The sequence below is a fragment of the Oceanobacillus polygoni genome (assembly GCF_008304605.1).
Taxonomy (GTDB): Bacteria; Bacillota; Bacilli; order Bacillales; family Amphibacillaceae; genus Oceanobacillus; species Oceanobacillus polygoni.
The window spans coordinates 365,003-380,223 of sequence record NZ_PIJY01000024.1 but is presented as its reverse complement, the minus strand read 5'-3'; the positions used below and the strand labels follow the sequence as shown (position 1 = coordinate 380,223).

Annotated in this window: 16 protein-coding genes and 1 riboswitch; of the genes, 1 reads left to right on the top strand and 15 read right to left on the bottom strand. The window is 37.5% G+C overall.

Annotation, left to right across the window (positions count from 1 at the left end; genetic code table 11):
• Positions 1-17: 17 nt before the first annotated feature.
• The 3 genes from F1560_RS11030 to F1560_RS11020 all read right to left on the bottom strand — a co-directional run bounded on the left by F1560_RS11030 (position 18) and on the right by F1560_RS11020 (position 3,233).
• Complete coding sequence (locus F1560_RS11030; protein WP_149474666.1) at positions 18-1,295, bottom strand: nickel pincer cofactor-dependent isomerase, group 22; 1,278 nt, start codon at positions 1,293-1,295, stop codon at positions 18-20.
• Between the two features lie 275 nt (positions 1,296-1,570).
• The gene (locus F1560_RS11025) at positions 1,571-2,773 is read right to left on the bottom strand and encodes an MFS transporter (RefSeq protein WP_149474665.1); all 1,203 of its coding nucleotides are present in this window, start codon (positions 2,771-2,773) and stop codon (positions 1,571-1,573) included.
• 13 nt (positions 2,774-2,786) lie between these two features.
• Positions 2,787-3,233, bottom strand: a complete 447-nt coding sequence (locus F1560_RS11020; protein WP_149474664.1) for a MarR family winged helix-turn-helix transcriptional regulator — start codon at positions 3,231-3,233, stop codon at positions 2,787-2,789.
• 334 nt (positions 3,234-3,567) lie between these two features.
• On the opposite strand from F1560_RS11020, the gene F1560_RS11015 reads away from it, so the two are divergent.
• The gene (locus tag F1560_RS11015; RefSeq protein WP_149474663.1) at positions 3,568-4,854 is read left to right on the top strand and encodes a S8 family peptidase; all 1,287 of its coding nucleotides are present in this window, start codon (positions 3,568-3,570) and stop codon (positions 4,852-4,854) included.
• Positions 4,855-5,097: 243 nt separating this feature from the next.
• On the opposite strand, the gene sufB is transcribed toward F1560_RS11015, so the two are convergent.
• From sufB to gcvH, 12 genes are all read right to left on the bottom strand, one after another.
• Complete coding sequence (gene sufB / locus F1560_RS11010; protein ID WP_149474662.1) at positions 5,098-6,495, bottom strand: Fe-S cluster assembly protein SufB; 1,398 nt, start codon at positions 6,493-6,495, stop codon at positions 5,098-5,100.
• 35 nt (positions 6,496-6,530) lie between these two features.
• Complete coding sequence (sufU, locus tag F1560_RS11005; protein WP_149474661.1) at positions 6,531-6,965, bottom strand: Fe-S cluster assembly sulfur transfer protein SufU; 435 nt, start codon at positions 6,963-6,965, stop codon at positions 6,531-6,533.
• On the bottom strand, positions 6,955-8,175 hold the full coding sequence (locus tag F1560_RS11000) for a cysteine desulfurase (RefSeq protein ID WP_149474660.1): 1,221 nt from the start codon (positions 8,173-8,175) through the stop codon (positions 6,955-6,957). The genes sufU and F1560_RS11000 overlap by 11 nt, the downstream gene beginning before the upstream one ends.
• Positions 8,175-9,485, bottom strand: coding sequence for a Fe-S cluster assembly protein SufD (gene sufD / locus F1560_RS10995; RefSeq protein WP_149474659.1), 1,311 nt, complete (start codon positions 9,483-9,485; stop codon positions 8,175-8,177). The genes F1560_RS11000 and sufD overlap by 1 nt, the downstream gene beginning before the upstream one ends.
• Positions 9,486-9,501: 16 nt before the next feature.
• Positions 9,502-10,287 carry a Fe-S cluster assembly ATPase SufC gene (sufC, locus tag F1560_RS10990; protein ID WP_149474658.1) on the bottom strand — a complete coding sequence of 262 codons (786 nt, stop codon included), beginning with the start codon at positions 10,285-10,287 and terminating at the stop codon, positions 9,502-9,504.
• A 220-nt stretch (positions 10,288-10,507) separates the two neighbouring features.
• The gene (locus F1560_RS22140; RefSeq protein ID WP_187773699.1) at positions 10,508-10,678 is read right to left on the bottom strand and encodes a YuzK family famiily protein; all 171 of its coding nucleotides are present in this window, start codon (positions 10,676-10,678) and stop codon (positions 10,508-10,510) included.
• Between the two features lie 209 nt (positions 10,679-10,887).
• Positions 10,888-11,721, bottom strand: a complete 834-nt coding sequence (locus tag F1560_RS10985) for a MetQ/NlpA family ABC transporter substrate-binding protein (RefSeq protein WP_149474657.1) — start codon at positions 11,719-11,721, stop codon at positions 10,888-10,890.
• Positions 11,722-11,793: 72 nt separating this feature from the next.
• Entirely contained in the window at positions 11,794-12,462 is a 669-nt protein-coding gene (locus F1560_RS10980; protein WP_149474656.1) for a methionine ABC transporter permease, read from the bottom strand.
• Entirely contained in the window at positions 12,452-13,483 is a 1,032-nt protein-coding gene (locus F1560_RS10975) for a methionine ABC transporter ATP-binding protein (RefSeq protein WP_149474655.1), read from the bottom strand. Before F1560_RS10975 ends, F1560_RS10980 begins: the two co-directional genes overlap by 11 nt.
• Positions 13,484-13,642: 159 nt before the next feature.
• Positions 13,643-13,746: riboswitch (SAM riboswitch) on the bottom strand.
• Positions 13,747-13,827: 81 nt separating this feature from the next.
• Positions 13,828-14,142: a thioredoxin family protein gene (locus F1560_RS10970; RefSeq protein WP_187773698.1), complete on the bottom strand. Its 315-nt coding sequence runs from the start codon at positions 14,140-14,142 to the stop codon at positions 13,828-13,830.
• Between the two features lie 22 nt (positions 14,143-14,164).
• Complete coding sequence (locus F1560_RS10965) at positions 14,165-14,521, bottom strand: toprim domain-containing protein (protein WP_149474654.1); 357 nt, start codon at positions 14,519-14,521, stop codon at positions 14,165-14,167.
• A gap of 239 nt (positions 14,522-14,760) precedes the next feature.
• On the bottom strand, positions 14,761-15,141 hold the full coding sequence (gcvH, locus tag F1560_RS10960; RefSeq protein ID WP_149474653.1) for a glycine cleavage system protein GcvH: 381 nt from the start codon (positions 15,139-15,141) through the stop codon (positions 14,761-14,763).
• Positions 15,142-15,221: the final 80 nt, after the last annotated feature.

Genomic DNA, 15,221 nt, shown 5'->3' with positions numbered 1-15,221 from the left:
TCAACTTTTTTATTGTATTATACGATTTCTGATTTTTTCCGATTACTTGCTAATAATCTAGCTTTTATTTTCCCATTTTCAAAATGTAACTCTAGCTTTCTTATTATTTCATAATTGATTTTTTGTTTATCTATCTTTTTCAACCCACTTTCAGAAATATACAATCTGCTTAAATGTAGCGTATTTGGGATTTGTATAAAATCAACTTCACTGCGATTTATTTCTGGCCCCAAACTTGTAAATGCAGCCTCTAATGCTTCTTGTTCCGTTTCATAATACATTGGGAACATAACTCTTTTTAAAAATGTACTTGTAAGTGCGTTCATATATGTCGGTTTTCGATCTATCTTATGAATCAATTTTTCTGTTGTAAAGTCAGCCAAACCAATCCCTTGAGCATTACCATGTGATTGTTCCGATAAGTCGAGCGCCAGAATACGCTTAATATTTATTTCTGTTGGTTCAGGAACACTATCAATTCGCATTCGGCCAATAATATTCGGATCCAGTCCAGTACCACTATAATTTTTACCAATCTCTTCTATTACCAAAATATCGAGTTCTGATAATGGAAGTGATGGCATGAGTTCCTTAGATTTCTTTAATAGTTCTTCTTCAAGTATATGCCAATTATGGGCAGCAACACCTTTAATTACAGATGTTTGATCATATCCGTTTTCAATAATGGCTAGTCCCATACAGATAGAGGAGTTGTTGATTGCGTACTTCGAAATAGCCATAATATTGCGCTCCATTTCATCCGCTCCCTGACTATGTACAAAGCTAGCACCTTTTTGCTTTCCTAACCCGATTGTTACCATTTTACTTAATCCACTTTCTACCTTTCCACGGAAAGCTGTATGTGCTTTTATTCGGTTAATTACGATAATACCATCTGCTTGATAAGCATTCTTATCCATGTAGACTGGTAAACCTTCTGGTGTTATCCCTAATTTAACCGCTTCCATTGAAGAGCGAATCGGAACTCCCATCGATTCTTCCATAATTCCTAAATGGTGAAGTACTTCGACTTGTCCAGCCGCATTTGCCCCGCCATGACTTCCCATTGCCGGAACAATAAAGGGGCGGTAATTCTTTTCTTTTAAATATAAAATGGTTTCTCGTAAGATTTGTACAATATTTTCAATTCCCCTACTCCCTGCCGTAATAGCAATTTCTGCATGTTTAGGAAGCGAGTGTAATTGTTTATTTTGTTGTAATTCTCCCCTTATTGTCTCTTTTATATCCGTAATCTTTACCCCTTGAAACTTTTGCTCGATTTCATATAAAAGCACTTATATCCCCCTCTGTAAAATACAATAATAACGTTAAAACGGATGAAATCGCTATCATTTTATAGTTTATTTTGAATTTAATATCCCACTATTAGCATACAATATTTTTTCATAAAAATATAATATTTTTAAACTAAATGGAATCTGTAATATATCTTTTACACTATTTTTTCACCTTGATAATGAAGACAAACAAAACCCTTATCACCAACAATGCTGTGAAAAGGGTCTTGTTATTATATTCATTTGTTGAGCAATACAAAATACTAACTCAGTTAATTGATTTTAGTTTTATAGTACCCCACCGATTCTTGCCTTTTTCCATGCACGAAGAAATAAACTGCTGTCGTAACGAGAATCATCAATCCCATTATGATATATAAGCTACTATATCCAGTTAGCGGAATCAGATATCCAAGTACATAAGGACCGAATCCCAGTCCAGCGTCAAGTGCGATATAGTAGGTTGATGTCGCTAATCCAATTCGATGCGGTGGTGTGACTTTAACCGCGATAGCCTGGGTAATGGATTGCATGTTACCGAATCCTAGACCAATCAGAACACCAGCTGCTAATAAGGTAATGCTATTCGTTGCAAAGCTTAAAAGCAGTAATCCTGCACCAAACAGAATAAATGCTGGATACATCACTGCGTTTTCACCTTTTAAGTCCATTAAGCGACCTGTAAATGGACGTGATACTAAGATAGCAACTGCATAGACAACAAAAAAGAAGCTTGCCACATTGACAAGATTGATTTCAATCGCATAGAAATTTATAAAAGAAAGCATACTGGAATAACCAAGTGACACAATAATCACAATGAGTGCAATTGGTAATGCTCTTGGTTCTACAAAGTCAGAAAGCTTTAAATTCTTTCTTTCAGCAGCTTTTACAGGTTTTTCTATGATTGGTACCTTAACAAACAGAGATATAATAAAACTAATAATTGCTAATGCTAGACAAAAGCCAAAAATCACTTGATAGCTCGTATTTGAGCTCATATATAGTCCAAAGAATGGGCCAATTGCTGTTGCCAACGTAATACTCATGCTAAAATAGCCAATCCCTTCTCCTTTTCGATCATCAGGAATCACCTCAGCAATAATAGTTCCTGTCGCTGTACTTGCCACACCTAACGCAATTCCGTGCAATAATCGAGTTATCAGCAGAACTTCTATTCCTGCATGGATGAAGTATAATAGGGACGTCAAAATAAAAAAGATGAGACCCAAAAATAATACTTTCTTATTCCCAATAGTTGAGATCATTCGTCCAATAAACAAACGCCCTACCAATGTTCCGATGATAAAAACACCTGTTACAAGGCCCGCTACACTCTCTGAAACATGATACTTATCGACTACATAAACAGCCATCGTCACTAATAATAGGTAAAAAACTAAATACAAGAAAAAATTTGCCGCTGCTACAATCATAAAATTTTTCGTCCATAATTGGGATTTTGTTTGTTTCACGGTTTCTATCACTTCACTTCTTTATATTATTTTTAATTCCTTCCATTATACGAATAAAATCGATTAATTCTTCTTCTGAGGTATCTTGTAAAATTTCCATTTCAAACCGATCAATGGTAACACGAACTTCTTCATAAACTGCTCTTCCTTGTTTAGTTAACTGCATGCGTTTTTCGCGCTTATCCTTTCCAGCCACCTGTTCGACATAACCCAATTTTTCTAAACTGGCAAAGGTTCTTGTGATGGTAGGTTTCTCCACTCCTTGATAATGTGAAATCTCAACAAGTGTTGCATTACCATAGTTGTACAAGTAATACAGTACAGTCCATTGCGCTCGATGCAGATTATGCTTATTCAACAAGACATTTAGACGATTTTCAAAAGGACGATACAACATAATTAATTGATGAAAAAACTTCTGTGCAGATTGTATGGAAAACACCTCCTGAATAGTTATCATGGATAATGGTTATCTTGAGTAACAATTATCCATGATAACAGGATTTCCGGAGATTGTCTAGATATTGTGGGGGGATTATAAAAGCTTTTTCTACTACTAAACAGAAACATCCTAATAGGATAGTCTAATTCTTTTTGATACATGGATGATAACTTATAAAACGAAACACAAACTTTACTAGAAAAAGTTTTCTCTAAATCCCACTTCTACACGAGCAATGCGCCCTATCAGCAATATAGTTATCTACCTTTTTTACTGTTTTCTATACTATTTAATCACTCTCTTTTCTAATAATTTACGTAGAATATCGTAAATCAAAGAAAGGAGAATGTTTATGTTAAATTTTTCAATGATTGACTTAGTCCGACGCAACGGAAAAAAAATTGACAAAAATATAAGGGGAGAATTGGTTAACTTTTATCGACCATTTCGCTATATCCCTTGTTTTCTACAAAGCTCCATTGAGCGTGTTAGAAAGAAGACAAAGAAATTACCGGTTGTAATAAAATTTGACCCAGATTCCTTTGCTCATGGTTTAAATGATGTAAAAGAAACAAAGTGCCGTTCTCTTCGCGAATTTCCTTCTATTTCCTGTTGTTCAGCTAAATTATCTGTAAAAAAAATGGAGCATTTAATTAAAAACTGTAACCATATTCAAAAAGTCTATTTAGACAGAAAGGTGACAACTTTACTAGATACTGCTTCCCCGGCAATAAACTCAAATGTTTTAAAAGATAATGGGTTAACAGGAGAAGGCGTCACCATTGGAGTTATCGATACAGGTATACATCCACATGATGATTTACAAGGTCGCATCGTTGGTTTTAAGGATTTCGTTAATGATAAATCTGATCCCTATGATGATAACGGTCATGGAACCCATTGTGCTGGTGATGCAGCAGGTAATGGCTTATTATCCAATGAACAATACCAAGCTCCAGCATCCCAAGCTAATTTAGTTGGTGTCAAGGTACTAGATAAAATGGGGGCTGGTTCATTATCAACTGTTATTGAAGGGATCGAATGGTGTATCCAGCATCAATCCGAATATAATATTAATATTCTTTCCCTTTCACTTGGATCTGATGCTGTAACACCTGCAGAAGATGATCCTGTCGTAAATGCGGCTGAAGTAGCCTGGGATAACGGAATGGTTGTCTGTGTAGCTGCTGGTAACTCGGGGCCTGGAGAACAAACCATCGCAAGTCCAGGTATAAGTCCAAAGGTCATTACAGTCGGTGCAGCTGACGATAATAATACCGTTGACCGATCAGATGATTCAGTAGCCGATTTCTCAAGCAGAGGTCCGACAATCGATGGTCTTATAAAACCAGATTTGCTTACACCAGGTGTCGATATTATCTCATTACGAGCGCCCAAATCTTTCCTCGATAAAACGAATAAAGCAGCACGTGTAGACACTCACTATATCTCCTTATCCGGAACTTCAATGGCTACACCAATATGCGCAGGTGTGATTGCACAATTACTTCAAAGTGATCCAAATCTTACACCAGATCAAGTAAAAGAAAGGCTTTTAAATGCGTGTGAAGATTTGGGACAATCCCCACATATTCAAGGCGCTGGTTATTTAAATGCTAGTAATTTGATTGAGAGTTAAATAATAAAAAGATGCAATAGCTTTGCAGATGCCAAGTAGAAAGTTAGAAGCTCTACTTTCCTGCTCCAGTGGACTTTTGTCTCTATGATGATCCTAGTACCTAGTGATGCATTTGAAATAAATACGCGAATTTCCCTCACGAGCAGGAATACAGTTAATTACCTTGTTAAATGGACACGAACGTAACATCAATTAAAACAACCCTTGCCACAATTTTTGTTGTGACAAGGGTTTTTTAAGGTATTATCCAATAGAGCCTTCCATTTCGAACTTAATCAATCTGTTCATCTCTACTGCGTATTCCATCGGTAGTTCTTTTGTAAATGGCTCGATGAAGCCCATTACGATCATTTCTGTTGCTTCTTCTTCTGTTAAGCCTCTACTCATCAAGTAAAACAATTGCTCTTCTGAAACTTTAGAAACTTTAGCTTCATGCTCTAATGAAATATTATCATTTAAGATTTCATTGTATGGAATCGTATCAGAGAACGATTCGTTATCCATGATTAACGTGTCACATTCGATGTTTGCACGTGCACCGTCTGCTTTACGTCCAAAGTGTACAAGACCAAGGTAAGAAACCTTACCGCCTTGCTTCGAAATCGATTTTGAGACAATCGTTGAAGATGTGTTTGGTGCTAAATGATGCATTTTTGCACCTGCATGCTGTAATTGTCCTTTACCAGCGATAGCGATTGATAGCGTGTTACCACGTGCACCTTCACCTTTTAATAAAATCGCAGGGTATTTCATCGTTAATTTCGAACCGATGTTACCGTCAATCCATTCCATTGTTGCATTTGCATCACATACCGCACGCTTTGTAACTAGGTTATATACGTTATTTGCCCAGTTTTGAATCGTTGTATAACGGCAATATGCATCTTTCTTAACGATGATTTCAACAACTGCACTGTGAAGCGAGTTTGTTGTAAAGACTGGTGCTGTACAGCCCTCAACATAGTGTACAGAAGCACCTTCATCAACAATGATTAATGTTCTTTCAAATTGTCCCATATTTTCTGAGTTAATACGGAAATATGCTTGCAATGGTGTTGACGTTTGAACACCTTTTGGAACATAGATAAATGATCCACCAGACCATACCGCTGAGTTCAACGCAGAGAATTTATTATCAGAATATGGAATAACTTTACCGAAGTATTCTTTAAATAACTCTTCGTTTTCTTTTAGCGCTGTATCAGTATCCTTAAATACGATACCTAGTTCTTGAAGGTCTTCTTTCAAGCTATGGTAAACTACTTCAGACTCATACTGTGCAGATACACCAGCTAAATATTTTTGTTCTGCTTCTGGAATACCAAGCTTATCAAATGTTTCTTTGATTTCTGCAGGTACTTCATCCCATGTTCTACCTTGTTTTTCAGATGGTTTAACGTAATAAACAATCTCATCGAAATCAAGTTCAGTAAGATCTCCACCCCATTGTGGCATTGGGCGTTCGTAAAAATGCTCTAATGCCTTCAGGCGGTAGTCAAGCATCCACTGTGGCTCTTCTTTCATTTTAGAGATTTCTTCAACGACTTTACGTGTTAATCCTCTTTCTGTTCGGAAAACAGAGACGTCTTTATCATGAAATCCATATTTATATTCTTCCATTTCAGGCATTTTTTTAGCCATTATATAACCTCCTCTTGGTATTTAAAAAACGATACCTAGTCCTCCAGTGCTCCCTTTTCCATTGCCTTCCATGCTAAGGTTGCGCACTTGATTCTTGCTGGAAACTTAGAGACACCTTGCAACGCTTCAATGTCTCCCATATCCAATTCTTCTGTATCAATCTCATTACCAAGCATCATCTCAGAAAATGCCCTCGACATTTTAACTGCTTGTTCAAGACTTTTCCCTTTAATTGCTTGTGTCATCATGGAAGCAGATGACATACTGATTGAACAGCCTTCCCCTTCGAATTTGGCATCTTTTACAATACCATTTTCAACTTGCATCTGCAGTTGAATTCGATCACCGCATGTTGGGTTATTCATATCGATGGTTAACGAGTCACCTTCGATTTGTCCACGGTTTCTAGGGTTTTTATAATGATCCATAATTACTTGTCGGTAAAGTGTATCGAGGTTACTAAAAGACATTACCAAAATACTCCTTTGTTTTCAACAGCCCTTCAACCAGTCGATCAATATCCTCTTCTGTATTGTATAGATAGAAGCTGGCACGTGCAGTCGCTGTTACATCAAGCCATTTCATTAATGGCTGTGCACAATGATGACCAGCACGAACAGCAATTCCTTCAGCGTCGAGCGCTGTAGCTGTATCATGCGGATGTACATCATCAAGATTAAATGTAACGAGTCCAGCACGTTTTTCAGGGCCATAGATTGAGATACCATCTATTGTGCGTAATTGTTCCATCGCATAGTCTGCTAATTTTTGTTCATGGTCTAAAATATTTTCATGACCAATTTCATTTAAAAAGTCAATTGCTGCAGCAAGTCCAATTGCACCTGCAATGATTGGTGTACCACCTTCAAATTTCCACGGTAATTCCTTCCACGTAGAATCATATAGGTTTACGAAATCAATCATTTCGCCACCAAATTCAATTGGTTCCATGTTTTCAAGAAGTTCTCTTTTTCCGTATAAAACACCAATACCTGTTGGTGCACACATTTTATGTCCAGAAAATGCATAGAAGTCACAATCAAGATCCGCTACATCTACCATCAAATGCGGAGCACCTTGGGCACCGTCTACAACCATAACTGCACCTTGCTCATGAGCAATCTTTGTAACTTCCTTTATCGGATTAATTGTTCCTAATACATTAGAAACCTGTGTCATTGCCACAATCTTCGTATTTGCTGTTACCGTCTCACGAACAGCTTCTAACGTAATTGTTCCATCGCTTTGCAATGGGATATATTTGAGTGTTGCTCCAGTTGCTTTTGCAGCTTGTTGCCATGGGATAATGTTACTGTGATGCTCCATTGGCGTAATCACAATTTCATCCCCTGGTTTTAAATTCGCTCTCCCGTAACTGGAAGCAACAAGATTAATCGCTGTTGTCGTCCCTCTAGTAAAAATAATCTCAGCTGCACTGCTTGCATTGATAAACGCACGAACCTTTTCACGAGCTCCCTCATATTTATCCGTTGCTCTTGTTCCCAACGTATGAACGCCCCGATGTACGTTTGAATTATCTTCACGGTAATAGGTATTAACCGCCTCAATGACTGAAAGCGGCTTTTGAGAAGTCGCTGATGAGTCAAGATATACTAAAGGATGTCCATTAACTTCCTGGTTTAAAATGGGGAACTGTTCTTTAATGGCTTTAACATCCATTAATTAACTTTCCTTTCAATTACTTGAGTCAATTGCTTACGAACAGACTCAATTGGAATCTGAGATACTACTGGCTCAAGGAAGCCATGAATAACTAAGCGCTCAGCTTCTTCCTTTGTAAGTCCACGACTCATCAAGTAGTACATTTGTAAAGGATCAACACGACCAACAGAAGCTGCATGACCAGCTGTTACATCATCTTCATCAATTAATAGAATTGGGTTAGCATCCCCACGTGCTTTTTCACTTAGCATGAGTACACGTGATTCCTGCTCCGAATTCGACTTCGAACCACCATGCTCAATTTTACCAATCGCGTTGAAGATTGTAGTTGCACTACCCTTCATAACTCCACGTTGTAAAATAAATGCATCGGTTTGTTTACCAAATTGGCGAATGCTTGACGTAAAGTTCTGTGTTTGTTTACCACGTCCAACCGTAACAGCTTTAGCCTCTGACGTTGCATTATCACCTAGCAAATAGGTAATGTTTTCGGAAACCGTATTTCCGTCATTCATTTGTCCTAATGCCCAGTTGATTTTCGCATCACGCTGTGCAACACCACGACGATTCACATAAGTTGTCGTTCCAGCTGCAAAATGGTCTACTGCACCATAGGCAACCTGTGCATTATCATGAGCAAATACTTCTGTTACAATGTTTGCTACCGTTTTTTGCTCTTCATTGTGAGATACATAGTTCTCCAAGTAAGTGAGCGAGCTTCCTTCCTCAGCAACGATCAACACATGGTTGAACAATGCTAATTCCGGATCTTCTTGCCAGAAAATAGCCTGAATCGGTGCTTCAATTTGAACATTTTTAGGAACATAGATAAAGATTCCACCATTCATCAATGCAGCATGAAGTGCAGTTAAACGATCCTGATCAACAGAAACTGCTTCTTTCATGTAGTATTTTTCAACTAGATCATTATGCTCATTCAACGCAGTAAAAATGTCTGTAAAAATAACACCTTTATTTTTTAAGTCTTCACTTAACGTAGAAAACGCAACTGTATGATTACGTTGAATCAACAAGTTTTCTGCTTTATTTTCTTCATCAAAGTATGCTTGTATTTCCTCAGGTAATTCGGTTGTATTATTAACAGCCTGACCTGATGTAAATTCATGTTTGAACGTTTTGAAATTCCAGTTACGGATATTCGTTTTATCCGGCTTTGGCATTTCAAGCGTGTTCGCCTGAGAAAGAGCGCTCACGCGTAATTCAGACATCCACGCAGGTTCATTCCGATCTTTAGAAAACTGTTCTATATAGTCTTTATCAAATGGCAGCTTTGTTTCGACAGTCATTTTACTCCTCCTAACATTACGCGTTTTGTTCTACTGTTTCGTCTGTAATACCTAGCTCTTCTTTAATCCACTCATAACCGTCTGCTTCTAAGCGTTTCGCAAGCTCAGGTCCACCTGATTTCACAACACGGCCTTGCATCATAACGTGAACAAAGTCAGGAGTAATGTAGTTTAGTAAACGTTGGTAGTGCGTAATCATTAGGCAACCAAAGTTTTCTCCGCGCATTTTATTAATTCCTTTAGATACAATCTTCAATGCATCGATATCCAAACCAGAATCGATTTCATCTAAAATTGCAATAGCAGGGTTGATTTGCAATAATTGAAGGATTTCGTTACGTTTTTTCTCCCCACCAGAGAAACCTTCATTTAAGTAACGTGTAGCCATGTTTTGATCAATTTCAAGTAAATCTAAGTCTTTATCTAATTGCTTAATAAATTTCATTAGGGATACTTCATCGCCTTCTTCACGACGAGCATTAATTGCAGAACGAAGGAAGTCAGAAGTTGTTACACCGCTGATTTCACTTGGATATTGCATCGCTAAAAACAGACCAGCACGAGCACGCTCATCTACTTCCATCTCCAGTACATCTTCACCATCAAGTGTAATACTACCTTCTGTAACTTCATATTTTGGATGCCCCATGATTGCAGAAGCAAGGGTAGATTTACCTGTTCCGTTCGGCCCCATGATTGCGTGGAACTCTCCACCTTTTATCGTAAGGTTTACACCTTTTAATATCTCTTTATCTTCAATGGATACATGAAGATTCTTAATTTCTAAAACTGATCCTGACATAAAACATACCTCCAAGTAAGCTATTTTCTAGTATGAAATGAATTGATATCATTCTCACCTTATTCTCATTACAATCTTAAAGCATTTCCAATTAATTATCAACTCTTTTAGGTGTACAGCCCATTCCTAGTTTAACCATATCAAACTAGCTATAATAGTACAAACAAATAGTGCTGATATCCTTCTTTGGACACCAGCACCAATGATAATCATATGTTTATTATTTTACTAATTGGCTATCCATTTCTGCCACAAGCCTTTTTGCCTTTTTATATTCCCGCTCTCGTTGTTTTTCCACGTCCATTCGCTTTGCAAGATTTCTGCTGTATTCCTCATAGCAAACGTGTCGAGACTTCGTCATTCCTTTTTCCATTTCCGAAGTGTAATTCAAACTCAGACCACTGTCAATAGTGAATCATCCTTTCGTTTTGGTTACATCAATATGGTAACACTAGAAAGGTTCCCTTTACAATTCGGATTTAAACCTCTATGGATGGATTATTCTATAAATGAACGAATCACAACGTTAAAACATAGTAACGACATTAAATAATGGCAAATAGCGGGTGTATCCTTTAAAATGCTCTTATTCAATTATAATTAATTACTGCCACCGACTGGTACAACTGCACCTTCGTAGTTTTCCGTAATAAAGTTTTGAATTTCCTCAGAATGCAATACATCAATCAGTTTCTTTAATCCTTCGTTATCAGCATCTTCGGATCTTACAGCAATAACGTTTACGTATTCGGATTCTTCCCCTTCAATAAATAAAGCATCCTCTAATGGGTTAAGTCCTGCACCAATCGCATAGTTTGTATTGATAACAGCAAGTGTATCGTCTTCTGATTCATAAAGCTCTGGCAAGAATGCCGGCTCATAATCCGGTGAGAAAACTAAGTTCTTTGGATTATCAACGATATTGTCTATTGTTGCAGCAGATTTTTCTACACTTTCATCTAATGTAATTAAACCTTCCTGCTCAAATAATGCTAAAACACGTCCATGATCGGAAACAGAATTACTTAAAATAACTTCCGTCCCATCTTCTATGTCATCAACAGATGCAATCCCTTTTGAATATACGCCCATTGGTTCTACGTGAATAGCTCCAATCGATTCGATTTCATAGCCAGTGTCTTCCACGGTTTGATTTAAATATGGAATGTGCTGGAAGTAGTTCGCATCTAATGTGCCATTATCTAAATCATCATTTGGAAGTATATAATCCTGATACTCCTCAATATGAAGTGTTATACCTTGTTCTTCAAGTAGTGGCTGCGCCTCTTCCAAAATTTCTGCGTGCGGAGTACTTGATGCTCCAACTGTGATTTCTGCTGTTTCTTCTGATGAACCATTGTCTGAATCATTTCCACCACAAGCAGCTAATAATAGTACAAGTGCAAATGCTACGAATGCTAAAATCTTTTTCATTCTCATTTCTCCCCTTCTTTATTTGTTATTATCATTAAATAGGTTTCACCTATTTTGATGCATTGGAAATGCTTATCGTTTATCAAGCTTGTTTGTAATAAAATCCCCAATAAATTGGAATATAAACACGATAATTACAATAATAATGGTACAAAGAAATACGACATCAAAATCTCGTCGCTGAAATCCAAAATAATACGCATAGCTTCCAAGACCACCTGCACCAATAGCACCAGCCATTGCGGTATAACCTATTAACGCAATAGAGGTAACGGTAAGCCCTGATACTAAAGCTGGCATTGATTCAGGAATTAAGACACGAAAAATGATTGTACGGGTTTTCGCACCCATCGCTTTCGCTGCCTCTACTACTCCTTTATCCACTTCCTTAAGTGCAATTTCAACGAGTCTACCATAAAACGGCGCAGAACCAATTATTAATGCTGGTAATGCTGCATTTGGTCCTCGTATCGTTCCGATAAGAAAGTTGGTAAATGGAAACAGTAATAAGATTAATATAATAAACGGAATCGCTCTAAATATATTTACAAAAGCCGCTACGATAAAATTAATGTATTTATTTTGCCAGATGCCGTCTTTTGTCGTTAGGTATAAAAGCAAACCTAATAGTAGACCGATTATACATGTTCCAATAATTGAAATGATTGTCATGTAAAATGTTTCATAAACTGCTTCAACTAAATCATCATATTTAATATTTGGGAATAACTCAGTTAACATCCCGGATAACCTCCACTTCGACCGAGGTCTGCTCCTGTATAAAGCTTACTGCTCTATCAATTTCCTCTTGTTCACCCATAACCTGAACGAATAGTGTTCCATATCCGCCTGCTTGTGTTTGTGTAATTTTTCCTTGCAATATATTGAGATGGATATCAAAGCGCTTTGCAATTTCGCTTATCAAGGTTTGATTCGTTGCTTCTCCTATAAATTGAAGCTTTAGAAGCGTTCCATCCTTATAGTTGTCGATTAAATTCGTAATATCGTCCTCTTCCTCGTTTGTACCCATTATTTGCTGTACAAACTTCTTCGTAACTGACTGTACTGGATGAGTAAATACATCAAGCACATTCCCTTGTTCAACAATTCGCCCTTGTTCCATAACCGCTACTTGGTTACAGATTTTTCGAATCACATGCATTTCATGTGTAATCAAAATAATTGTCAGACCGAGCTTTTGATTAATATCGACGAGCAAATTTAAAATAGCGTTCGTCGTTTCGGGATCCAATGCCGAAGTTGCTTCGTCACATAACAGCACTTTTGGGTTATTCGCAAGTGCTCGTGCGATCCCAACACGCTGCTTTTGACCGCCACTTAACTGGGATGGATATGCTTTCTCTCGTCCACTAAGCCCGACCAAATCAATGAGCTCCTGTACTCGCCTTGCACGCTCCTCTTTAGGAACTCCCGCGATTTCGAGTGGAAACGCAATATTTGCCTCAACCGTTCTCGACCAGAGCAAATTGAAATGCTGAAAAATCATGCCAATTCCCTGTCTTGCAAGGCGAAGCTGCTTCGAATTAAGTGCTGTTATTTCTTGATTATCAATAACAATTCTTCCAGATGATGGTTCTTCCAGTCGGTTAAGCAGTCTGACAAATGTACTCTTTCCTGCACCACTGTATCCAATAACACCGAAAATCTCGCCTTCAGGTATAGTAAGCGTCAAATCATCGACAGCTGTAATGTCATTATTATTTAATTTAAAAACCTTACGTAAGCCTTCAATCGAAATCACTTCACGTCCTCCTCTTCGTTCTGGCTATCACCATGTCTTAAGTAATTTTCTTCCTTGTACTTGTGCAGGTATGTAGGTTTATACTATCCATTTTGCAAAAACAAAAAACGTCCATCTGTAAGAGAACAGAAAGACGTAATTATGATAAAGTCTCACGTTCTCTTATCTGTCAAAGATTACTTTGCAGGAATTGGCACCTTTCAAAAAAATTGAAGGTTGCCGCGGTTTCAAAGGGCCAGTCCCTCCACCGCTCAAGATAAGAGATAGATCGTATTCGATTTAGCAATTCGGTGACACTATCGTAGCATGCTAAAATACCTGTGTCAATCATAATTGGCATATAGCTATTTAATGGCAAATATTTCCGGTTTATACGTCATTAAATAGCTATATATATTGCCTGTCGATTGAAAAGCATAGATTTTTTCTTTCACTTGATTCCCTTCTTTAATGAGAAGGCATGGTACACTTTCAATTTTATTTTCCTGCATAAATTCTGGATACAAGGACGCATTCATCTCATAAAAGATATCCATTCCATGGACAGACTCGATTGTATCCAGCATGGACCTTGCCACCGTACATGTTCCACAAAAAGGTGTATAAATATAGAGTAACATGCGTTCCTGTTTCAGACTTTCTTCTGTTATTTGCTGCATTTCTAACCACCTTAAGCACAATCTATATTAAAAATATAGGATGAACAGAAAAATGTTTACTCAGAAGTGTGCTCGCAAGGATTTTCTCTGGAGTTGCCGCTACCTCACGATATTCACTGCTAATATAAATATGTTCCGCATGTGGTAGCTCACGAGCTAGCTGCTTACGCAATTTCATTCCAGATTTATCCTCATCAACTAGAATAAACACATCCTTCTCATCCAATTCGTATGTTTCCAGCAATTCATCAAATCGCTCTACTCCAAATGTACCGTTTGTACATACGATTATAACCTCGTCATTGATTACTTTTTCTATTTGCTTCTTATCTGTAAGCCCTTCGACAATAATCACTTTATCAAACTCAGTAGTTATCATGCCACAGCACTCCTTATGCAAGCAAAAAAGTTGCCTTCTTAATGCGTGTTCAAAAGAAAGATGAAAAAGATCGAATTGACTTCGACGTTCGGCACAAGGTGTGTCGATGATTAGTTGAAGTTCGCTGTTCTCGTTAGTCATTTTCACCAGATTTTTTGAACAACATCTATTTACATACATTATATGATTGAAATAAGGCTAACTATACACTTTTACGCGCGTAAGTTAGCCTTTGGGCATTATTCTTCAGTTAATTCTTGATATGCATCTGCAGATAATAATTGCTCAAGCTCAGCTTCATCAGAAGGTTCAACAACAACCATCCATGCTTTTTCGTAAGGAGATTCATTTACAAATTCTGGGCTATCTTCCAATTCTTCATTAACTGCGACCACTTTCCCGCTGATTGGAGCATATAATTCAGAAACTGTTTTTACAGATTCCACACTACCAAACGGCTCGTCAGCAGTAATTTCGTCTCCTACTTCAGGCAACTCAACAAAAACGATGTCACCTAGCTCATCTTGGGCAAAGTCAGTAATTCCAATACGTACATTTCCATCTTCTTTTTTAACCCATTCATGTTCTTTTGAATAAAGCAAATCTTGTGGCAAGCTCATTGTAATCCCTCCATTAATTCATTCCAATTTAACTATACAATCTAACCATGTATTTTTCTAGTCTTTACATTAAATTAAAC